General features: G+C 65.1%; 16 protein-coding genes. 8 read left to right on the forward strand and 8 right to left on the reverse strand.

Annotated features, from left to right (window positions below; translation table 11 throughout):
* Window positions 1-128: 128 nt before the first annotated feature.
* The 6 genes from R3X27_RS19180 to R3X27_RS19205 form a co-directional block, all read right to left on the reverse strand.
* Complete coding sequence (locus tag R3X27_RS19180) at window positions 129-893, reverse strand: biotin--[acetyl-CoA-carboxylase] ligase (protein WP_317710499.1); 765 nt, start codon at window positions 891-893, stop codon at window positions 129-131.
* 295 nt (window positions 894-1,188) lie between these two features.
* Window positions 1,189-2,022 carry a cytochrome C gene (locus R3X27_RS19185; RefSeq protein ID WP_317710500.1) on the reverse strand — a complete coding sequence of 278 codons (834 nt, stop codon included), beginning with the start codon at window positions 2,020-2,022 and terminating at the stop codon, window positions 1,189-1,191.
* Window positions 2,023-2,217: 195 nt separating this feature from the next.
* Window positions 2,218-3,186 (reverse strand): ABC transporter permease, encoded by a 969-nt coding sequence (locus tag R3X27_RS19190; protein WP_317710501.1) that lies wholly within the window; start codon window positions 3,184-3,186, stop codon window positions 2,218-2,220.
* A complete protein-coding gene (locus R3X27_RS19195; RefSeq protein WP_317710502.1) occupies window positions 3,183-4,112 on the reverse strand; it encodes an ABC transporter permease in 930 nt (309 codons plus the stop codon). The genes R3X27_RS19190 and R3X27_RS19195 overlap by 4 nt, the downstream gene beginning before the upstream one ends.
* On the reverse strand, window positions 4,109-5,536 hold the full coding sequence (locus R3X27_RS19200) for a sugar ABC transporter ATP-binding protein (RefSeq protein WP_317710503.1): 1,428 nt from the start codon (window positions 5,534-5,536) through the stop codon (window positions 4,109-4,111). Before R3X27_RS19200 ends, R3X27_RS19195 begins: the two co-directional genes overlap by 4 nt.
* A gap of 64 nt (window positions 5,537-5,600) precedes the next feature.
* On the reverse strand, window positions 5,601-6,608 hold the full coding sequence (locus R3X27_RS19205; protein ID WP_317710504.1) for an ABC transporter substrate-binding protein: 1,008 nt from the start codon (window positions 6,606-6,608) through the stop codon (window positions 5,601-5,603).
* A 293-nt stretch (window positions 6,609-6,901) separates the two neighbouring features.
* Here R3X27_RS19205 and R3X27_RS19210 point away from each other — a divergent pair, with 293 nt between their 5' ends.
* Window positions 6,902-8,086, forward strand: a complete 1,185-nt coding sequence (locus R3X27_RS19210) for a GAF domain-containing sensor histidine kinase (RefSeq protein ID WP_317710505.1) — start codon at window positions 6,902-6,904, stop codon at window positions 8,084-8,086.
* Window positions 8,083-8,799: a response regulator transcription factor gene (locus tag R3X27_RS19215; protein WP_317710506.1), complete on the forward strand. Its 717-nt coding sequence runs from the start codon at window positions 8,083-8,085 to the stop codon at window positions 8,797-8,799. The genes R3X27_RS19210 and R3X27_RS19215 overlap by 4 nt, the downstream gene beginning before the upstream one ends.
* A gap of 73 nt (window positions 8,800-8,872) precedes the next feature.
* Here the strand turns inward: R3X27_RS19215 and R3X27_RS19220 are convergent, their stop codons facing one another.
* Window positions 8,873-10,141: a glycosyltransferase family 87 protein gene (locus R3X27_RS19220; protein WP_317710507.1), complete on the reverse strand. Its 1,269-nt coding sequence runs from the start codon at window positions 10,139-10,141 to the stop codon at window positions 8,873-8,875.
* A 136-nt stretch (window positions 10,142-10,277) separates the two neighbouring features.
* Between R3X27_RS19220 and R3X27_RS19225 the strand changes: the two genes are divergently transcribed.
* From R3X27_RS19225 to R3X27_RS19245, 5 genes are all read left to right on the forward strand, one after another.
* A complete protein-coding gene (locus R3X27_RS19225) occupies window positions 10,278-10,595 on the forward strand; it encodes a hypothetical protein (protein WP_317710508.1) in 318 nt (105 codons plus the stop codon).
* Between the two features lie 413 nt (window positions 10,596-11,008).
* On the forward strand, window positions 11,009-11,446 hold the full coding sequence (locus tag R3X27_RS19230; RefSeq protein WP_317710509.1) for a peptidylprolyl isomerase: 438 nt from the start codon (window positions 11,009-11,011) through the stop codon (window positions 11,444-11,446).
* 76 nt (window positions 11,447-11,522) lie between these two features.
* Window positions 11,523-12,305, forward strand: coding sequence for an exodeoxyribonuclease III (gene xth / locus R3X27_RS19235; protein ID WP_317710510.1), 783 nt, complete (start codon window positions 11,523-11,525; stop codon window positions 12,303-12,305).
* A 364-nt stretch (window positions 12,306-12,669) separates the two neighbouring features.
* Window positions 12,670-13,248 (forward strand): YqaA family protein, encoded by a 579-nt coding sequence (locus R3X27_RS19240; protein ID WP_317710511.1) that lies wholly within the window; start codon window positions 12,670-12,672, stop codon window positions 13,246-13,248.
* Window positions 13,245-13,709, forward strand: a complete 465-nt coding sequence (locus R3X27_RS19245; RefSeq protein WP_317710512.1) for a disulfide bond formation protein B — start codon at window positions 13,245-13,247, stop codon at window positions 13,707-13,709. Before R3X27_RS19240 ends, R3X27_RS19245 begins: the two co-directional genes overlap by 4 nt.
* A gap of 152 nt (window positions 13,710-13,861) precedes the next feature.
* Here R3X27_RS19245 and R3X27_RS19250 read toward each other — a convergent pair whose 3' ends face one another.
* A complete protein-coding gene (locus tag R3X27_RS19250; RefSeq protein WP_317710513.1) occupies window positions 13,862-14,467 on the reverse strand; it encodes a lytic transglycosylase domain-containing protein in 606 nt (201 codons plus the stop codon).
* Window positions 14,468-14,649: 182 nt separating this feature from the next.
* Between R3X27_RS19250 and ssb the strand changes: the two genes are divergently transcribed.
* Window positions 14,650-15,180 carry a single-stranded DNA-binding protein gene (ssb, locus tag R3X27_RS19255; protein WP_317710514.1) on the forward strand — a complete coding sequence of 177 codons (531 nt, stop codon included), beginning with the start codon at window positions 14,650-14,652 and terminating at the stop codon, window positions 15,178-15,180.
* Window positions 15,181-15,189: the final 9 nt, after the last annotated feature.

Consider the following 15,189-nt stretch of genomic DNA (forward strand, 5'->3'; position numbering starts at 1 on the left):
GTTTGGGGCGTTTTGCGGCAGGCCCGTGTCTCAGGTCAAGCATTTCCAATGCGTTACGGGCGTCGATCCGGGAGGTGATCGGAGTTTCGACACGCTGTCCGGTCGCCGTTTTGGCATGAGGGCCCCGCTCAGAAGAAGATATCGGCTGCGGGGATGGTGCGCTGCCCCTTGGCGTCGCGCAAGACGATATTGCCGTGATCGTCGATCGTCTCGAAGGTGCCGCTGATCTCTTCGGTTGCGGTGCGCGCGGTCACGACCTCGCCGAGCCGGGCGGCGCGGGCGAGCCAGGCTTCGCGGATCGGGGCAAATCCGTAGGTGGAGAGCTGGATTTCGTAGCGGGCAAAAGCCGGGGCCAGGGCATCGAGAAAGGCCTCGGGCGGGATCGAGACGCCGGTCTCCGCGCGCAGCGAGACAGGGCGGAGCGCTTGTGCCTCGACCTCGGCGGGCTGTGGCGCGCTGGCGAGGTTCACGCCGATGCCGATGGACAGGAAAGACACATCGCCCCCCTGCCCGGCCGATTCCAGCAGGATGCCCGCCACCTTGCCGCCATTGAGCAGCACGTCATTGGGCCATTTCAGCGTGAAAGGCGCGCTGCGGCCGGTCGTGGCGACGAAGGCGTCGTAGAGGGCGAGCGAGGCCGTGAAGCTGCGCAAGGCGGCCAGGCCAGCGCCAAGCGCGGGGCGCATGACGAGCGTGGCGGCGAAATTGCCCTGCGGGTTGACCCATTCGCGGCCCCGACGCCCCCGGGCGGCGGTCTGGTTGAGGGCGAGGATCCAGGTCGGGCCGGAAATGCTGGCGACGCGGCGCTGCGCCTCGGCCATGGTGCTGTCGGTTTGCGGCAGCACCACGCGATCATAGGTGGCGGGCCAGTCGGTTGGGAGGGTCGCGGTCATGGCTGGGCTTTCCGTCAACGTCTGTTCACGGCGTTTTAGCTTCAAACTTGCGGCAACGGAAATGCGGCGAATGCGGTCGGGTACACGAGCTCAAGGAGCCGTTCCAGCGCCGGATCGTGGGCTGGCGCTGGAACGGTTGATGTCTGCACTTTATCCCTGCCACGTCCGCAAGACATATTGGCGTTGGTTGCGGGTAGCAAGGCGCCGGGCCGCCAGGACGGTCCGACGCTGGCACGGCGGCCTTCGGCCTTGAGACCGTGCCAGGGTGCGCACAGCACCACTCGCGCAATCAGGATCACTCCGGATCAGGCAGCGGTGGCAATTGCCGCAGGTAGAGCAGGATCGCGTCGAGATCCTCCGGCGTCATCCGCGCATAATAGGCATAGCCCATTGGCGGCAGCATCGGACTGCCATCGGGGCGCGTACCTGTCGTGATCATCGCCTTCACCTCCGCGTCACTATACTCGACCAACCCGTTCGCATGGGTCGTCAGGTTGGAGGAGACAGAGGTTCCCCAGGGGCCGTGGAATGGGAAGCCGCCAGCGCCGAGATGGGTGTCGAGCATCGGCCCCATCGGTCCCGGGGTCGAGTGACATTCCACGCAATGCGCCACCGGACCGGCGAGATATTCGCCATATTCCACCGTGACCCCGCGCTCCGGCGCGGTCACGCTGTCAATGGGCGGGCCATAGGCCGGCGGCAACGGGATGTTGTAGGTCGAGGCCGGCGTGGTCATATCGCTCGCAGCGACTGTCCGCATATAGAGCACGATGGAGGCAAGGTCGTCATCGGAGAGGCCGCGATAGAGCAGCATCGGCATGGGTGGGCCGATCACCGAGCCATCGGGGCGGATGCCCTCCCGGACCGCGCGGCCAAACTCGGCATCGCTCCACTCAGCCACCCGCCCCCCGGGCGTGATATTCGGCGCCCAGGCTTCGAACATCTCGTTTTTCTCGACCATGAATCCACCGAACTCGTTGGACATGTCCGGCCCGTTCGGCCCCTGCGGGGTATGACAATTGCCACAGGCCACGGGCCCCTGGACCAGATATTCCCCGCGCTCGACACTCGGCGCTGCAACCGCTGCAGCAGGGATGGAAAGGGTCGCAAAAAGAAGAAGATGTCTCATGAAAGGATGCTCCGCGCTAAAGATTGAAGTCAGGCGCGCTCGATAAAAAATGGCGAATGGAAAAAGCCTGATCGAAACAGTCTAGCAGAAAACCTTCCCAAAGGTCATCCGGAACTCTCCCGGCCTGTCCGACGGATGCAAAGGGACCAGCGCAACAGCGCTGGTCCCGGGTGTCGCGATGCCGGAGCCCGACGATTACTGGCGGTTTCTCCGCGTGCTCGCGGCGATGACGATGGCGATGATGATGGTCCCGGTCAGGACATTGCGCACGCCGGCGCCGGTGCCGTAGCTGTTGAGCATCGAGACGACGAGGAACATGAAAAGCGCCGCGCCCCAGACGCCGGGCACGTTGGAATCGCCCCCCGCCACCGAGCAACCGCCGATCACCACCACGGCAATGGACATCAGCAGGTATTCCGTGCCCATGTTGAGCGCGGCCCCGCCCGAGAAGCTCGCCAGGAGATACCCGGCCAGCGAGGCGAAGAGCGCGACGGTGACATAGGTCGCGGCGCGCACGGCCTCGACCGGCACCCCGGCAAGTCGCGCCGCGCGCTGGTTCTGGCCCGTGGCCAGCAGCCAACGCCCCCAGGTCAGCCGCTCCAGCAACACCCAGACGAGAATGGCCAGAAGCAGCCCGATCCAGGCGATGTTCGGCACGCCGAGGAAACGGCCCGTGGCGAACTCGGCCAGCCCCTCGGGCGGCTTGATCCGCAGCCCCCGGTTCGACCAGATGGCAATGGACTGGTAGATCAGCGAGGCCGCCAGCGTGGCGATGATCGGCGGCAGGCGCAGCAGGAAAATCAGCGCGAAATTGGCGATGCCGACGCAAAATCCGACTGCCAGCGCGATGGCCAGCCCATAGAAGGCGGTGCCCGGCTCCGAGCCCATAGCGCGCAGCGCCAATGTGGCGGCAAGGGTCATGGTGGCGGGCACGGAGAGATCGATATTGCCGGGACCAAGCGTGATGACGAGCATCTGTCCCATGCCAACAATGGCGGCGAAGGCACCAAAGCTGAGCGCGGCATAGGCCAGCTCGCCCCCGCCACGCCCGGAGGTCAGCCCCAGCGTGGCCGCAAAGGCCAGCGCAGCGGCAGCCCAGGACCAGATCCAGGGGCGGGAAATCAGCACCGCGAGGGGGCTGCGGGACGCGGAAGACGAGCTCATGCGGCGTCTCCTTTCCGACTGAAGACCAGGCGCGCGGTCAGCACGAGGATCAGGATCGCCCCTTGCGAGCCGATCTGCCAATCGGGCGAAAGGCGCAGGAAGCTGAGGAAGGAGGCGGCCAGCGTCAGCGTCAGCGCGCCGATCACGGCGCCCGTGGGCGAGACCTTGCCGCCTGTGAACTCGCCGCCGCCGAGGATGACACCGGCGATGGAAAGGAGCGTGTAGCGCAGCGCGATATTGGCATCCGCCGCGGTGGTCAGCCCGACCAGCGCCATCCCGGCCAACACCCCGAACAGCCCGGCCAGCCCATAGGCCCAGGCCTTGAGCCGCGTCACCGAGAGACCGGCGCGGGAGATGGCGCGCGCATTGCCGCCAACCCCGCGCAGCACGGTGCCGAAGCCGGAGCGGATGATCAGCATATGCGTGACGAAAGCGATCAGGATCGCGGCGACGACCGCCATAGGCATGAAGGGTGGCTTCACCGTCATCAGCGTGCGCAACCAGCCCGGCGCGGCCCCGCCCGGCGAAGGCAGGATAAAGAGTGCAAGCCCGCCCCAGACAAAGGACATGCCCAGCGTGACCACGATGGCCGGCAGATCCAGCGCGTCGATCACCGCCCCCATCGCCGCATAAGCGAGGATCAGCGCGGCAAGGATCAGAAGCCCGAGCAGCGGCGCGTCATTGAGGAAGGTCGCCGTGACACAGGCAACGAGGCTGACAAAAGCACCAATGGAGAGGTCGATATCGTTGACCATGAGGATCATCATCTGCGCGATCGTGGCCAGCGCGATCGGAACCGCGAGGTTGAAGAGCAGGTTCAGGCCGAAATAGCTCATCGCGCGCGGCTGCATGTAGAAGGTCGCGGCGAGCAGGACGGCCAGCGAGATCACCGGCAGAAGGATGCGATAGCGGGAAAAGAAGCTCATGACGCCTCCTGCATGTGGAAGGACGCCTCAAGAATGCGCTCCTCGGTGATGTTCGGTGGCGTCAGCTCCGCACTGATCTCGCCATTGCGGAAGACGAAGACCCTGTCGCATTGGCAGACCTCCTCGGTCTCGGTCGAATACCACAGGAAGGTGCGGCCCCGCGTGGCCTCGTCGCGGATCATCGCATAGACATCCTGCTTGGTGCCGACATCGACGCCGCGCATCGGGTCGTCCATGATCACCACCGGCGCGGTCGAGGCCAGGGCGCGGGCAAAGAGCACTTTCTGCTGGTTGCCGCCCGAAAGCGAGAGCACGGGGTTGGTCACATCATCGGTGCGAATGCCGATCCGCTTTTTCCATTCCTCGGTCATGGCGCGCTCGGCGGCACGGTCGACAACGCCCCAGCGTTCGATCTGGCGCAGGAAGGATATCGACATGTTCTTCAGGATCGACCAGAGCGGCAGGATACCGTCGCGCGGCCGGTCGCCGGCCACGAAGACGGATTTGGGATCATGCCCGGCGCGCCAGTTCGAGCTCTGCGAGAGAAAGAGCTTGGCCAGCGCCTGCGCCTGACCGTGCCCGGCCAGGCCGGAGAGACCGACAATCTCGCCGGCGCGGGCGGTCAGCCCTTGCTCGGTCCGGATCACGATCTCGCCGGTGTGGCGCACGGCCTCCGCCGCCTGCCCGGTGCCTTCGGCGGCGACATGGCCCATCGCCTCGACCAGCCCCTGACGGGAGAACTCCGCTGTCGGGCGCTCGGCGACGATCCGGCCATCCTTGAGAACGATGATGCGCGACGCGACCTGGAAAACCTCGCCCAGCATGTGGGAGATAAAGATCACCGCGCCGCCTGAGGCGCAGAAGCTCTTGATATGCGTGAGAAGTTGCTCGGCGATGCCGGCATCGAGCGAGGAGGTCGGCTCGTCGAGGATGACCAGACGCGCCTCTGTCCCGCGCGGGGCGAAGCCGATGGCGATCTCGACCATCTGCCTCTCGGCGATGGGCAGCGTGTCGACCTCGGCATCCGGGTCGATGCCGTGGCCGGGGAAGATCCGGTCAAGACTTTCGGTGATCACCTTGCGGGCCGGGCGGCGCCAGCCGATCCCGGTCAATCCGCGATTGGAGATCCGCAGGTTCTCCGCCACCGTGAGATTGGGACAGAGCGACAACTCCTGAAAGACAGAGCGCACCCCGGCCTCGGCGGCATTGGCCGCGCCGGGAAAGGCGATTTCGCCCGCGCTCGGAGCGAAGCCACCATTGACAAGATAGACCAGCGTCGATTTTCCGGCCCCGTTATGTCCGACAAGCCCGAGGCAATCCCCGGGCCGGACAGACAGGCTCACCCCGTCAAGCGCACGCACCGGGCCAAAATGTTTGGCAGCGTCGGTCAGTGTCACGATGGGGGCGCTTTCATGCTCGCTCATGCGCGCCTCGTCTTTCGTTGAAAGTGGCGCAGGCCGGTCGCCCGGCCCGCGCCTGGGGGAGAACTCATTTCGCCGAGGCGATGACCTCCTTGGCGTCTTCCATGCCATAGGCCACGTTGGCCACGGAGCCTTCAGGCGTTGTTGCCAGCGACTCTTCCAGAGTGTCCTGGGTGATGGTCAGGAAGGGCACAGTCAGGTCTTTCGGGACCTCTTCGCCCGAGAGGATCTGCTGCGCGACCCAGAAGGCCAGCGACGCAACGCCCGGCGCGATCGAGAGCGACATTGTCTCGTAGCCGGAGTCGGCATGGGATTCGGACCACCATTTCAACTCGTCCTGCCGGTTGCCCAGCACGATCAGCGGCATGTCGCGGCCAGCCGCCTTGAAGGCTTGCGCGGCACCATAGCCGTCGCCGCCTTGCGTCACGACACCGACGATCTCGGGCAACGACGGCAGGATACCGGCCACAGCTTTTTGCGAGACGTCCTGCGCCCAGTCGCCATGCACGGAGCCGGCGATTTCGAACTGGCCGTGCTTGGCCACGCCTTCATGGATCCCGGCGCTGATCTCGTCATCGACGAAAACCCCGGCCAGACCACGGATCTCCAGAAGCTTGCCGCCATCGGGGATACGGGTGGCCAGATAGTCGACCTGCTCGCGGCCCATCTGCTTGAAGTCCACCGCGATGCGCCAGGCGCAGGGCTCGGTGACGACGCCGTCGAAGCTGACCACGGTGATGCCCGCGTCGCAGGCTTCCTTGACCGCGCCGTTGAGGGCGGTCGGAGAGGCCGAGTTCATGACGATGGCGTCATAGCCCTGCAGGATCATGTTCTGGATCTGCGCGGCCTGCTCGGTGGCCTGGTTCTCCGAGGTGGTATAGGCATCCGCCGCGGCGACAACACCATCGGCCACCGCCTTGGTGGCGACACCCTCGAAGCTCTGCAGCATGGCCTGGCGCCAGGAATTCCCGGCATAGTTGTTCGACAGCGCGATGCGCTTGTCGGAGGTATCTTCGGCCTGAACGGCCCCGGCCATCAACGCAATCGCGGCGGCCCCAAGAAGAAACTTGGTCATCGGTTACTTCCTCCCTGCACGCCTTCGGCATGCAACTTTCCTTGGGCACGCCTCCCGCGCACCACTCTGACGTCCGGCGCTCCTCAACGCCGCCCCGCCGGCGGAAGCGCCGATCAGGTAGGCGCGATGGTAGATGGAGCAATGTGGGTGTAAAGGACGCGCCCCGCAGATCATTTGCGGGTTCCCGCAAGCGGACTGCGGCTTGAGGTATTCCTTTCGGAAGTTCCCCGTGCGATCTTGCGGTTACACGCAAGAGTGCACGGATCGAGTCCCGAAAGGAGAGGATGGGGAGAATGCAGAAAGCGCAAACAGCGCCGATCGCGGAAGACCCTTTCCTGAGGATTGCGGCCCATCTCGCCGAAGGCATCGACATCGCCTCCGCCCTCGATGCCGTGGCCGACGAGATCGCAGAGCTTGTCCCCTTCACCCATGCCGATATCTGCCTCTATGACCGCCCCGGCTGGGTTGCCAGCTACGAGGTGGGCATCCGCACCCGCTGGTCACGCGAGCATACGCGGGTCAATTACTCGCCGGTCCGGGACCTGCTCCTGAGCCAATGCGATTTCATGCTGACCGACGATGCGACGCAGGATCCGCGCTACATCTTTCCCGGCGCCACCGCCGCGCCGATCTTCAACCATACCTTGCGCAGCCGGGTGAATGTGCCGCTGAAGGTCATGGGGCAGCAGATCGGGGCGCTCAACATCTCCCATTCCACGGCCGGCCTCTATGACCACGACACCGTCGTCATTGCCCAGCACGCGGCCAATGTACTCGCACCCTCCTTTCACGCCATGCACAGCGCCGTCACGGCGCAGCGCGCGGCCCGGGCGGGCGAAGCGGCGCAGGCGCGGGAGGAAGGCCTGCGGCGCGACGCGTTGGAGCTGACCCGCGCGCTGGAGCAGGAACGGCAGCGCATCGGCATGGACCTGCACGACCAGGCGCTGGCCGACCTGACACGGCTTCTGCGCGAGATCGACGGCGGAAACCGCGCAACACCCCCGGGGGATGTGCTCGCGACGCGCATCGGCGAAATCATCGGCGACCTGCGCCGCGTCATCGACACCGCCGTGCCGACGCTTCTGGAGCTGTTCGGTTTCGCCCATGCCGTGCGGGTCCATCTTGAACGCGCCGTCGGCGCGGCGCCGGTGGAGCTTGCGGTCGAGGATCACACCGATGGCGCGGTGGACCGGCTCGACCACACGGTGCGCATTGCCCTGTTCCGCATCGCCCAGGAAGCGATCAACAACGCGGCGGCGCATTCCGGCGCGGGCAAGATCATCGTCAGCATCGAGCGCGAGCCCCCGGGGCAGCTGACCATCTCAATCCGCGACACTGGCTGCGGCATCCCCACCGATCCCGATCGCCAGTCCGGGCTGGTCCATATCCGCACGCGGGCGCGCCTCATCGCGGCCGAGCTCACCATCACGGGCGGCGCGGGCACAACGGTCCGGGTCTCGCTGGAGGAAACGGCATGAAGGTCTTGATCGTCGAGGATGACCAGTTCCACGCCTCCTATCTCGAGGATGCGCTGGTCGAAGCCGTGCCGGAAGTGACCCAGATCTTCCACGCGACCAATGGCGAGGAAGGTGAGAAGACGGCGCGCACCGCCCAGATCGGCGCGGTGGTGATGGACCTTCAAATGGAGAAGCGTAACGGCATCGAAGCGGCGCGGACGATCTGGTCCGAACGCCCGCAGACGCGCATCCTCTTCTGGTCGAACTACGCCGACGAAGCCTATCTGCGCGGCATCGCCTCGACGGTGCCGGCGGACAGCGCCTATGGCTACCTGCTCAAGACGGCCTCGCGCGACCGGCTCAAACTGGCGCTCCGGGCGGTGCTGTTCGAAGAACAGATCGTCGTGGACCGGGAAGTACGGCGGCTCCAGAACCGGGCCCAGGCGCCGCGCACAGCCCTTGATGACAGCGAATACGAGGTGCTGCTGGACCTCGCCATCGGCTTGCAGGACAAGCTGATCGCCGAGCGGCGCGGCATGTCGCTGCGCACGGTGCAGAATCGGCTTCTGTCGCTCTATGACAAGCTCGGGATCGAGGGTGAGGCCGAGGAAGTCCTGCCTCTGAACAAGCGCGTGCGGGCGCTGAACCGCGCGCTGGTGACCCGCACGCTCAATATCGAGACGCTCGAATCCGCGCAGCGGGACTTCGAACGTTGGCTCATACACCGCAGGTGAGCGTCTCCGAATTGCCGGGCGCGACGCCTCCCGGTGCCGGATTCCAAGACTCGGACATGCTCGGGCCTGCGGCTCAGGTCGGTGCGCGGGACACGCCTGCCGGTTCGGGATGTGGGGCCAGGACGAACCCTGCGAGCAGCGTCAGCATGGCGGCGACCGCAAGCGCGGATACTGCGTTCGCCCCGATATGCGGCCCGGCCATCAGGGCGAGTCGGGACATGGCGAGCGCGATCCCAAGGAGCAGGACCCCGCCCCGCCGCGCGCCCATCCGCGCGACAAGGTCCGGCGCGAAAGCCAGGGGCGCGATGTAATAATAGCACCAGGCCAAGGGCGACAGCATTGCAACAATGATCAGGGCAACCGGCCAGAGCGTGTCGCAGACGCGGGCCTCTGGCAGCCGCGCCGCGACAAGGGGAAGCGCCAGCACCACCAGCAGGATCCCCCCCCGTCCGGCCAGCAACCATCCGTCCGGCTTGGCCATCACGAACCAGTTGCTGCCAGCGCTCTGCGGAAACGAAACGGCTTGAACCGCCTGCATGCTGCCCGGCGGCAGGAGGCTGGTGACAAGGGCATCCACGCCGAAATTGGCCGGGATCCTGATCGCTGTTGCCGAAATCGCGGCCACGCCTTCGAGGAACTCCGCGTGCAGGGGCCAGCCGGCCAGCGCGACAGAGCCGAGCCCGAGCGCCCCTCCGATCAGCAGGAGGCTCACGACACCACGATATTGCCCGCGCGCCAGCAGGATCGGCACGAAGAGGAGCGGATAGAGCTTGATCGCCGCGGCAAGCGCCAGCACCGCTCCCGCCGTAATCTGCGCGCCGGAGCGCCCGCGTTCGACGGCGAGCACGGTGAGGCACGCAACGAGGATCTGCGGCTGGTTCTGCAGGATCGCGATCCCGCCGACAAGGGTCGCATAAAAGAGCCCCTGCCCGATGAGCAGAAAGACCACGCAAGGCAGCCGGCTGCGCGTGGCGCGCCATGCCAGCCAGCTCGTGGCCAGCAGAAGGAGCGGATTGATCAGGCTCGCCGCGATCTCCAGCGTGGCAAAGGAGACCATGCCCGTCAGCGGTGCGAACAAAGCGGCCCAGAGCGGCGGGTAGAGATAGGGGAAGATGTTCCCCTCGTGACCCAGCCCTTCCGCGAGCGGAATCCAGGCCTCCGGAGGCTGCATGGTGAAGGGCACCGCGCCGCTGGAATAAACGAGCTCGGGAGTCCCCTGAGACAGAGACATCGCGGCGAGCCAGAGCGCAAGAAGATCCTCGGACGCCTTCTCGGCCGTCAGGAACGGCACAACGAGAGCAAGGACGATCACCGCGAGCAGAAGAATATGATTGCGCCGCACCCGTACCTCCGCAGCCGTTCCGCGAAGCCTAGGGGAAATCGCGGCGGAGCTGAATCCCTTTCTTCCGGTGGACAGTGAAAACCCGGACAATTGCAATTGTTAAGAGAGTCCTTATCTCGACAAGGTATCGCAAGGCATGGACATGCATCATCCGCTCAACCTGACTTTGGACCTCTATCTCAAGCGCAAGGCCGAGGCAGGCGAGTTCGACCATCTCGAAGGAGAAGGCAAGCCGCTGGACTTGGATCCGGGGCGGCCCGGGATCATCGAGAAACTGTTGCAGGAAGCCGATGTGAAACCGCTCGTCGTGATGCTTCACCAGAAGTCAACGCTGCTGCAGGGACATCTCAAGGACGAGCGCGATCCGGACTGCCGGCGGCGGATCCAGCATCAGCTGGCCGATGTCCAGACCCGGATCGGAATCGAGATCGAAACCTGGCGTTCGCTCCGCTGACGGGGGGCGCAAACGGTCCGCGCGGGTCCATCCGCTATCCCAAATCCATGCGATGAACCGGGGTGTTCCCGGAGGCGGCTCACAGGTCCGCTCATCTGGTTCCTGGTCCTTCCGAGCGCGGCTCGAAAAAGACCGGCCTGGTCCCCGCGTTGGTCTTGTCTGCGACGGTCGTCGCTGCGCCCGCTGGACCGGCTGGGTCGCCTGGCTGGCATCATGAGGTGGCTTCATGGGAAGGTGGTTATTGCCGGTCTGACCGGTCCGTCGAACCGCCCCGAAACGAAGCGTTTCACACTCCGGCGGCGGGCGTTTACATCTCCGGCCAAGCCCCTATGCTGTCGCGATCCGAGCCCGGGCACCGGCCAGACAGGTCGCCCCGAATAACCCATCCCATCAAGACAGATTGGAAAGCTCCCATGAGCACCGTCAAGACGGGCGATACCGTCACCATTCACTATACCGGCACCCTGAAAGATGGCTCGGTTTTCGATTCCTCTCGTGAGCGCGATCCGCTGGAATTCACCGTTGGCTCCGGCCAGATCATCACCGGCCTCGACGCAGCCCTGCCCGGAATGGCCGTGGGCGACGAGAAAACCGTCCAGGTGCCTTGCGCCGACGCCTATGGCGCGGCCGATCCCGAACGCGTTCAGGACGTCCCGCGCGAAGAGATCCCCGCCCATATCGAGCTGCAGCCCGGTGGCCAGCTTCAGGCCCAGACGCCTGACGGACAGGTCTTGCAATTCACGGTTCGGGAGGTCTCCGAGGAGAGCGTCAAGCTCGACGCCAACCACCCGCTGGCCGACCAGGACCTGGTCTTCGATATCGAGCTGGTCTCGCTGCGTTCGGCTGATTGACCCGGCCTCTTTCCCGGGCTTTTCTGAAAGCCCGGGAAAGACAGCCCGACAGGACTCCGACGGGACGGAACACGCCATGAAGATCGCATCATTCAACATCAACGGCATCAAGGCCCGGCATCCTGCGCTCTGCGACTGGCTGGACGAGGCACAGCCCGATGTGGCGCTGCTGCAGGAGATCAAGTCGGTCGACGAGAACTTCCCGCGCGAGCTCTTCGAAGAGCGTGGCTACAATGTCGAGACCCATGGCCAGAAGAGCTTCAATGGCGTGGCGATCCTGTCCAAACTGCCGCTGGAGGATGTCACGCGCGGCCTGCCCGGCGACGACGCGGATGAACAGGCGCGCTGGATCGAGGCGACCGTGGTTGGCGAGACGGGCGCGATCCGGCTCTGCGGGCTCTACCTGCCCAATGGCAACCCCTGCCCCGGGCCGAAATACGACTACAAGCTCGCCTGGATGGAACGCCTGAAGGCGCGCGCGCAGTTGCTGTTGGAACAGGAAGAACCGGCGCTGATGGCCGGCGATTACAATGTCATCCCGCTCGACGAGGACGCCGCGCGGCCCGAGGTCTGGCAGGAAGATGCGCTGGCACGCCCCGAGAGCCGCCGCGCCTTTCGCGAGATCGTCAATCTTGGCTTTACCGAAGCCTTCCGCGCCCGCAGCCACGGTCCCGGACATTACACGTTCTGGGACTACCAGGCCGCCGCCTGGGACCGGAATGACGGCATACGGATCGACCATTTCCTGTTGACCCCGCAGGCCGCCGACCGGCTCGTCGACTGTCGGATCGACAAGGAGATCCGCAACCGGCCCAAGCCCTCCGATCACGTCCCGATCTGGGTCGAGCTCGACATCTGACACCGCGACACTGCCGCTCGCCCGCCCGGATCGCCCGGCATCGATATGGGTATTCTGACCCAGATACCCGCGAGTTGTCGCGAGAATGGCGGATGTCGTCCCGCCCGGCGCGGGCTCGCCAAGATGTTACCGGGCGCCCGCCAGCAACCGAAAGACGCGTCGCGCCACCGCAGAGCGCGAGCGGCCCCCGATCTGCGGCTCGACAGGCGGATAAACGCGGCAAAACCGGTCAATCCTGACGCGCGCAAGCGAGCGGCGGCATGAGACCGTCGCGCCACCCAGGCCATCACTTCCGCCTCCCTGCCGCTTGACCCGAGGGCGCGCGCGTGATGTGTGCGGACAAGATCAAACGGGATGAAGACCATTGATACGTCGACTTTATGACTGGACGATTTCTCTTGCCGCCGGAAAATACGCCCTCTGGGCGCTTGCGGCCGTTGCCTTCATCGAGAGCTCCTTCTTCCCCATCCCGCCGGATGTGCTGATGATCCCGATGATCCTGGCCACACCGCGCCGCGCTTTCCTGATCGCCGGAGTCGCGATGGTGGCCTCGGTTCTGGGCGGCATATTGGGGTACGCGATCGGCATGTTCGCCTTCGAACAGATCGGTCAGCCGATCCTCGAAAGCCTCGGCAAGGCCGACAAGATCGAAGCCTTCAACGAGCGCTTCAACGATTACGGGTTCTGGGCGGTGCTGGTCGCCGGTCTGACCCCCTTCCCCTACAAGGTCATCACCATCATGTCGGGCTGGACCGGCATGCCGTTCTGGACGTTCATGGTGACCTCGATCATCGCCCGTGGCGGCCGCTTCTTCCTCGTCGCGACATTGCTGTGGAAATATGGCGAACCGATCCGCTACTTTATCGAGAAGCGCCTCGGAACACTGACAATCATCTTTTGCGTGCTGCTCTTTGGCAGCTTCTATCTGGTGAAATTCCTATGAACCGTGTGTTCCTGATCCGGCTGGCCGTGGCGGCCTCCGCGCTGGCGCTCGCCGGTGCCTACCTGTCTCAGCATGTCTTCGGGATCGAGCCCTGCCACCTGTGCCTGCTGCAACGCTACCCGCATTGGGTGCTGATCGCGGTTGGGCTGCTGGCGCTTTATGTCCCGGGGCGCCTCCTGCCGGCGCTTGGCGGGCTGATCTCCTTTGGCGCCATGCTCCTCTCCGTCTATCACAGCGGTGTGGAGCGCAAGCTCTGGGATGGACCGTCCGATTGCACCGGCGGTGCCGGCGACCTCACGGGCCTGTCTGGCGCCGATCTGCTCAGCACCGATTTCGACGGCGGGCTGGTCCTGTGCGACGAGATCGCCTTTTCTTTCCTCGGCCTGACCTTCGCCAATATGAATGTGCTGCTCTGCGCCGGCCTTGTGATTGTCTGGGCTATGGCCGCGCGGCGGAGCTGACGAGACACGTTTCCATCGCGGAGAGCTTTTACTTTGAGCTTTGTGCAACACGCTGAAATATACGGGCTCATGGTGCCGGCGTGGCACGCGCGGCCAAAGGCCTCCCGACCCGAAGACAACACCAGGCAGTCCGGGCATCACCCGGGGCTGGCTCAGCTTCCCAGGATCTTCTTCACGTAATTCTTGGTTTCCCGATAGGGTGGCACCCCGCCATATTTCTCGACCGCGGCAGGACCCGCGTTATAGGCCGCAAGCGCAAGCCGCCAGTTGCCGAACTTGTTGTACATCTGCTTGAGATAACGCGCCCCGCCTTCGAGATTTTCGCTGGGCTTGTTGGGGTCCACCCCGAGAGTGGCCGCGGTGCCAGGCATGAGCTGCGCCAGTCCGATCGCCCCCTTGTGGGACTTCGCCTTGACCTTCCAGTTGCTCTCCTGCTGCACCAGCCGCAGGAACAGGTCTTCCGGCACGCCATGACGCCGCGCGGCATCCTTGGCGACCTTCAGATACGGCCCCCTGTAGCGCCCGCCATAAGACGGGATCGAGGCCGCCGACACAGCAGCCTTGGCCGAGGGCGGCTGCAGACGTGTGGAATGGGAATATTGCTTGGATGCGCGCTGGTCGAGCAGGCGTGTCTGGGAGGCGAAGAGCTTCGTGCGCGCCTTGGACGAGACGGAGGTCTCCGAAAGCGCCGCGCCCGAAGTGGCAACGCTCACCGCCAGAATGGCGGCAACCAGCCTTGTCCCGTCGCGCCCGCACATAAAAATCGCCCCAGCACCGTTTATCATTGCCGCGCAGTATAGGGAAATTCGCCGGCGAAGCCAGCCTCGAGCGCGGCCCTGCGGGAAATAGGCGGTTTTGCCCCGAGACAAGCTGGTGTAGCGTCTGGCTCCAACCGGAATCGGCGCCGCATCCGGGCGCCCGAAAGAAAAAGGAGAGCCGCATGGCGGGATCGGTGAACAAGGTGATCCTGGTGGGCAATCTGGGTCGAGACCCGGAAGTGCGCACCTTCCAGAATGGCGGCAAGGTCTGCAACCTTCGGATTGCAACCTCCGAGAACTGGAAGGACCGCAATACCGGCGAGCGCCGGGAAAAGACGGAATGGCACTCAGTGGCCATCTTCTCCGAGCCGCTGGCCCGCATTGCCGAGCAATATCTGCGCAAGGGCTCCAAGGTCTATCTTGAAGGCCAGCTCGAGACCCGCAAATGGCAGGACCAGTCCGGGCAGGATCGCTACTCGACCGAGGTCGTCCTGCGTCCCTACAAGGGCGAACTGACCCTCCTCGACGCCCGTGGCGGCGGTGAAGGCGGCTATGGCGGTGGCCAGGGCGGCGGCGGTGGCGGTGGCGGCGGCTATGAAGACCGTGGTGGTTATGGCGGCGGCGGGGGTGGCCAGTCGGGCGGCGGCTTCGGTGGCGGGCAAGGCGCGCCCTCCGGCGGCGGCGGCGATATCGATGACGAGATCCCGTTCTGATCCGCACCA

It is taken from the genome of Tropicimonas sp. TH_r6, assembly GCF_033101155.1.
Classification (GTDB): Bacteria; Pseudomonadota; Alphaproteobacteria; order Rhodobacterales; family Rhodobacteraceae; genus Tropicimonas.

What these genes read in the sequence shown, in the direction of transcription:
- R3X27_RS19180 (WP_317710499.1), bottom strand. Translation starts at nt 893, where the DNA reads ATGACCGCGACCCTCCCAACCGACTGGCCCGCCACCTATGATCGCGTG.
- R3X27_RS19185 (WP_317710500.1), bottom strand. Translation starts at nt 2,022, where the DNA reads ATGAGACATCTTCTTCTTTTTGCGACCCTTTCCATCCCTGCTGCAGCG.
- R3X27_RS19190 (WP_317710501.1), bottom strand. Translation starts at nt 3,186, where the DNA reads ATGAGCTCGTCTTCCGCGTCCCGCAGCCCCCTCGCGGTGCTGATTTCC.
- R3X27_RS19195 (WP_317710502.1), bottom strand. Translation starts at nt 4,112, where the DNA reads ATGAGCTTCTTTTCCCGCTATCGCATCCTTCTGCCGGTGATCTCGCTG.
- R3X27_RS19200 (WP_317710503.1), bottom strand. Translation starts at nt 5,536, where the DNA reads ATGAGCGAGCATGAAAGCGCCCCCATCGTGACACTGACCGACGCTGCC.
- R3X27_RS19205 (WP_317710504.1), bottom strand. Translation starts at nt 6,608, where the DNA reads ATGACCAAGTTTCTTCTTGGGGCCGCCGCGATTGCGTTGATGGCCGGG.
- R3X27_RS19210 (WP_317710505.1), top strand. Translation starts at nt 6,902, where the DNA reads ATGCAGAAAGCGCAAACAGCGCCGATCGCGGAAGACCCTTTCCTGAGG.
- R3X27_RS19215 (WP_317710506.1), top strand. Translation starts at nt 8,083, where the DNA reads ATGAAGGTCTTGATCGTCGAGGATGACCAGTTCCACGCCTCCTATCTC.
- R3X27_RS19225 (WP_317710508.1), top strand. Translation starts at nt 10,278, where the DNA reads ATGGACATGCATCATCCGCTCAACCTGACTTTGGACCTCTATCTCAAG.
- R3X27_RS19230 (WP_317710509.1), top strand. Translation starts at nt 11,009, where the DNA reads ATGAGCACCGTCAAGACGGGCGATACCGTCACCATTCACTATACCGGC.
- xth (WP_317710510.1), top strand. Translation starts at nt 11,523, where the DNA reads ATGAAGATCGCATCATTCAACATCAACGGCATCAAGGCCCGGCATCCT.
- R3X27_RS19245 (WP_317710512.1), top strand. Translation starts at nt 13,245, where the DNA reads ATGAACCGTGTGTTCCTGATCCGGCTGGCCGTGGCGGCCTCCGCGCTG.
- R3X27_RS19250 (WP_317710513.1), bottom strand. Translation starts at nt 14,467, where the DNA reads ATGTGCGGGCGCGACGGGACAAGGCTGGTTGCCGCCATTCTGGCGGTG.
- ssb (WP_317710514.1), top strand. Translation starts at nt 14,650, where the DNA reads ATGGCGGGATCGGTGAACAAGGTGATCCTGGTGGGCAATCTGGGTCGA.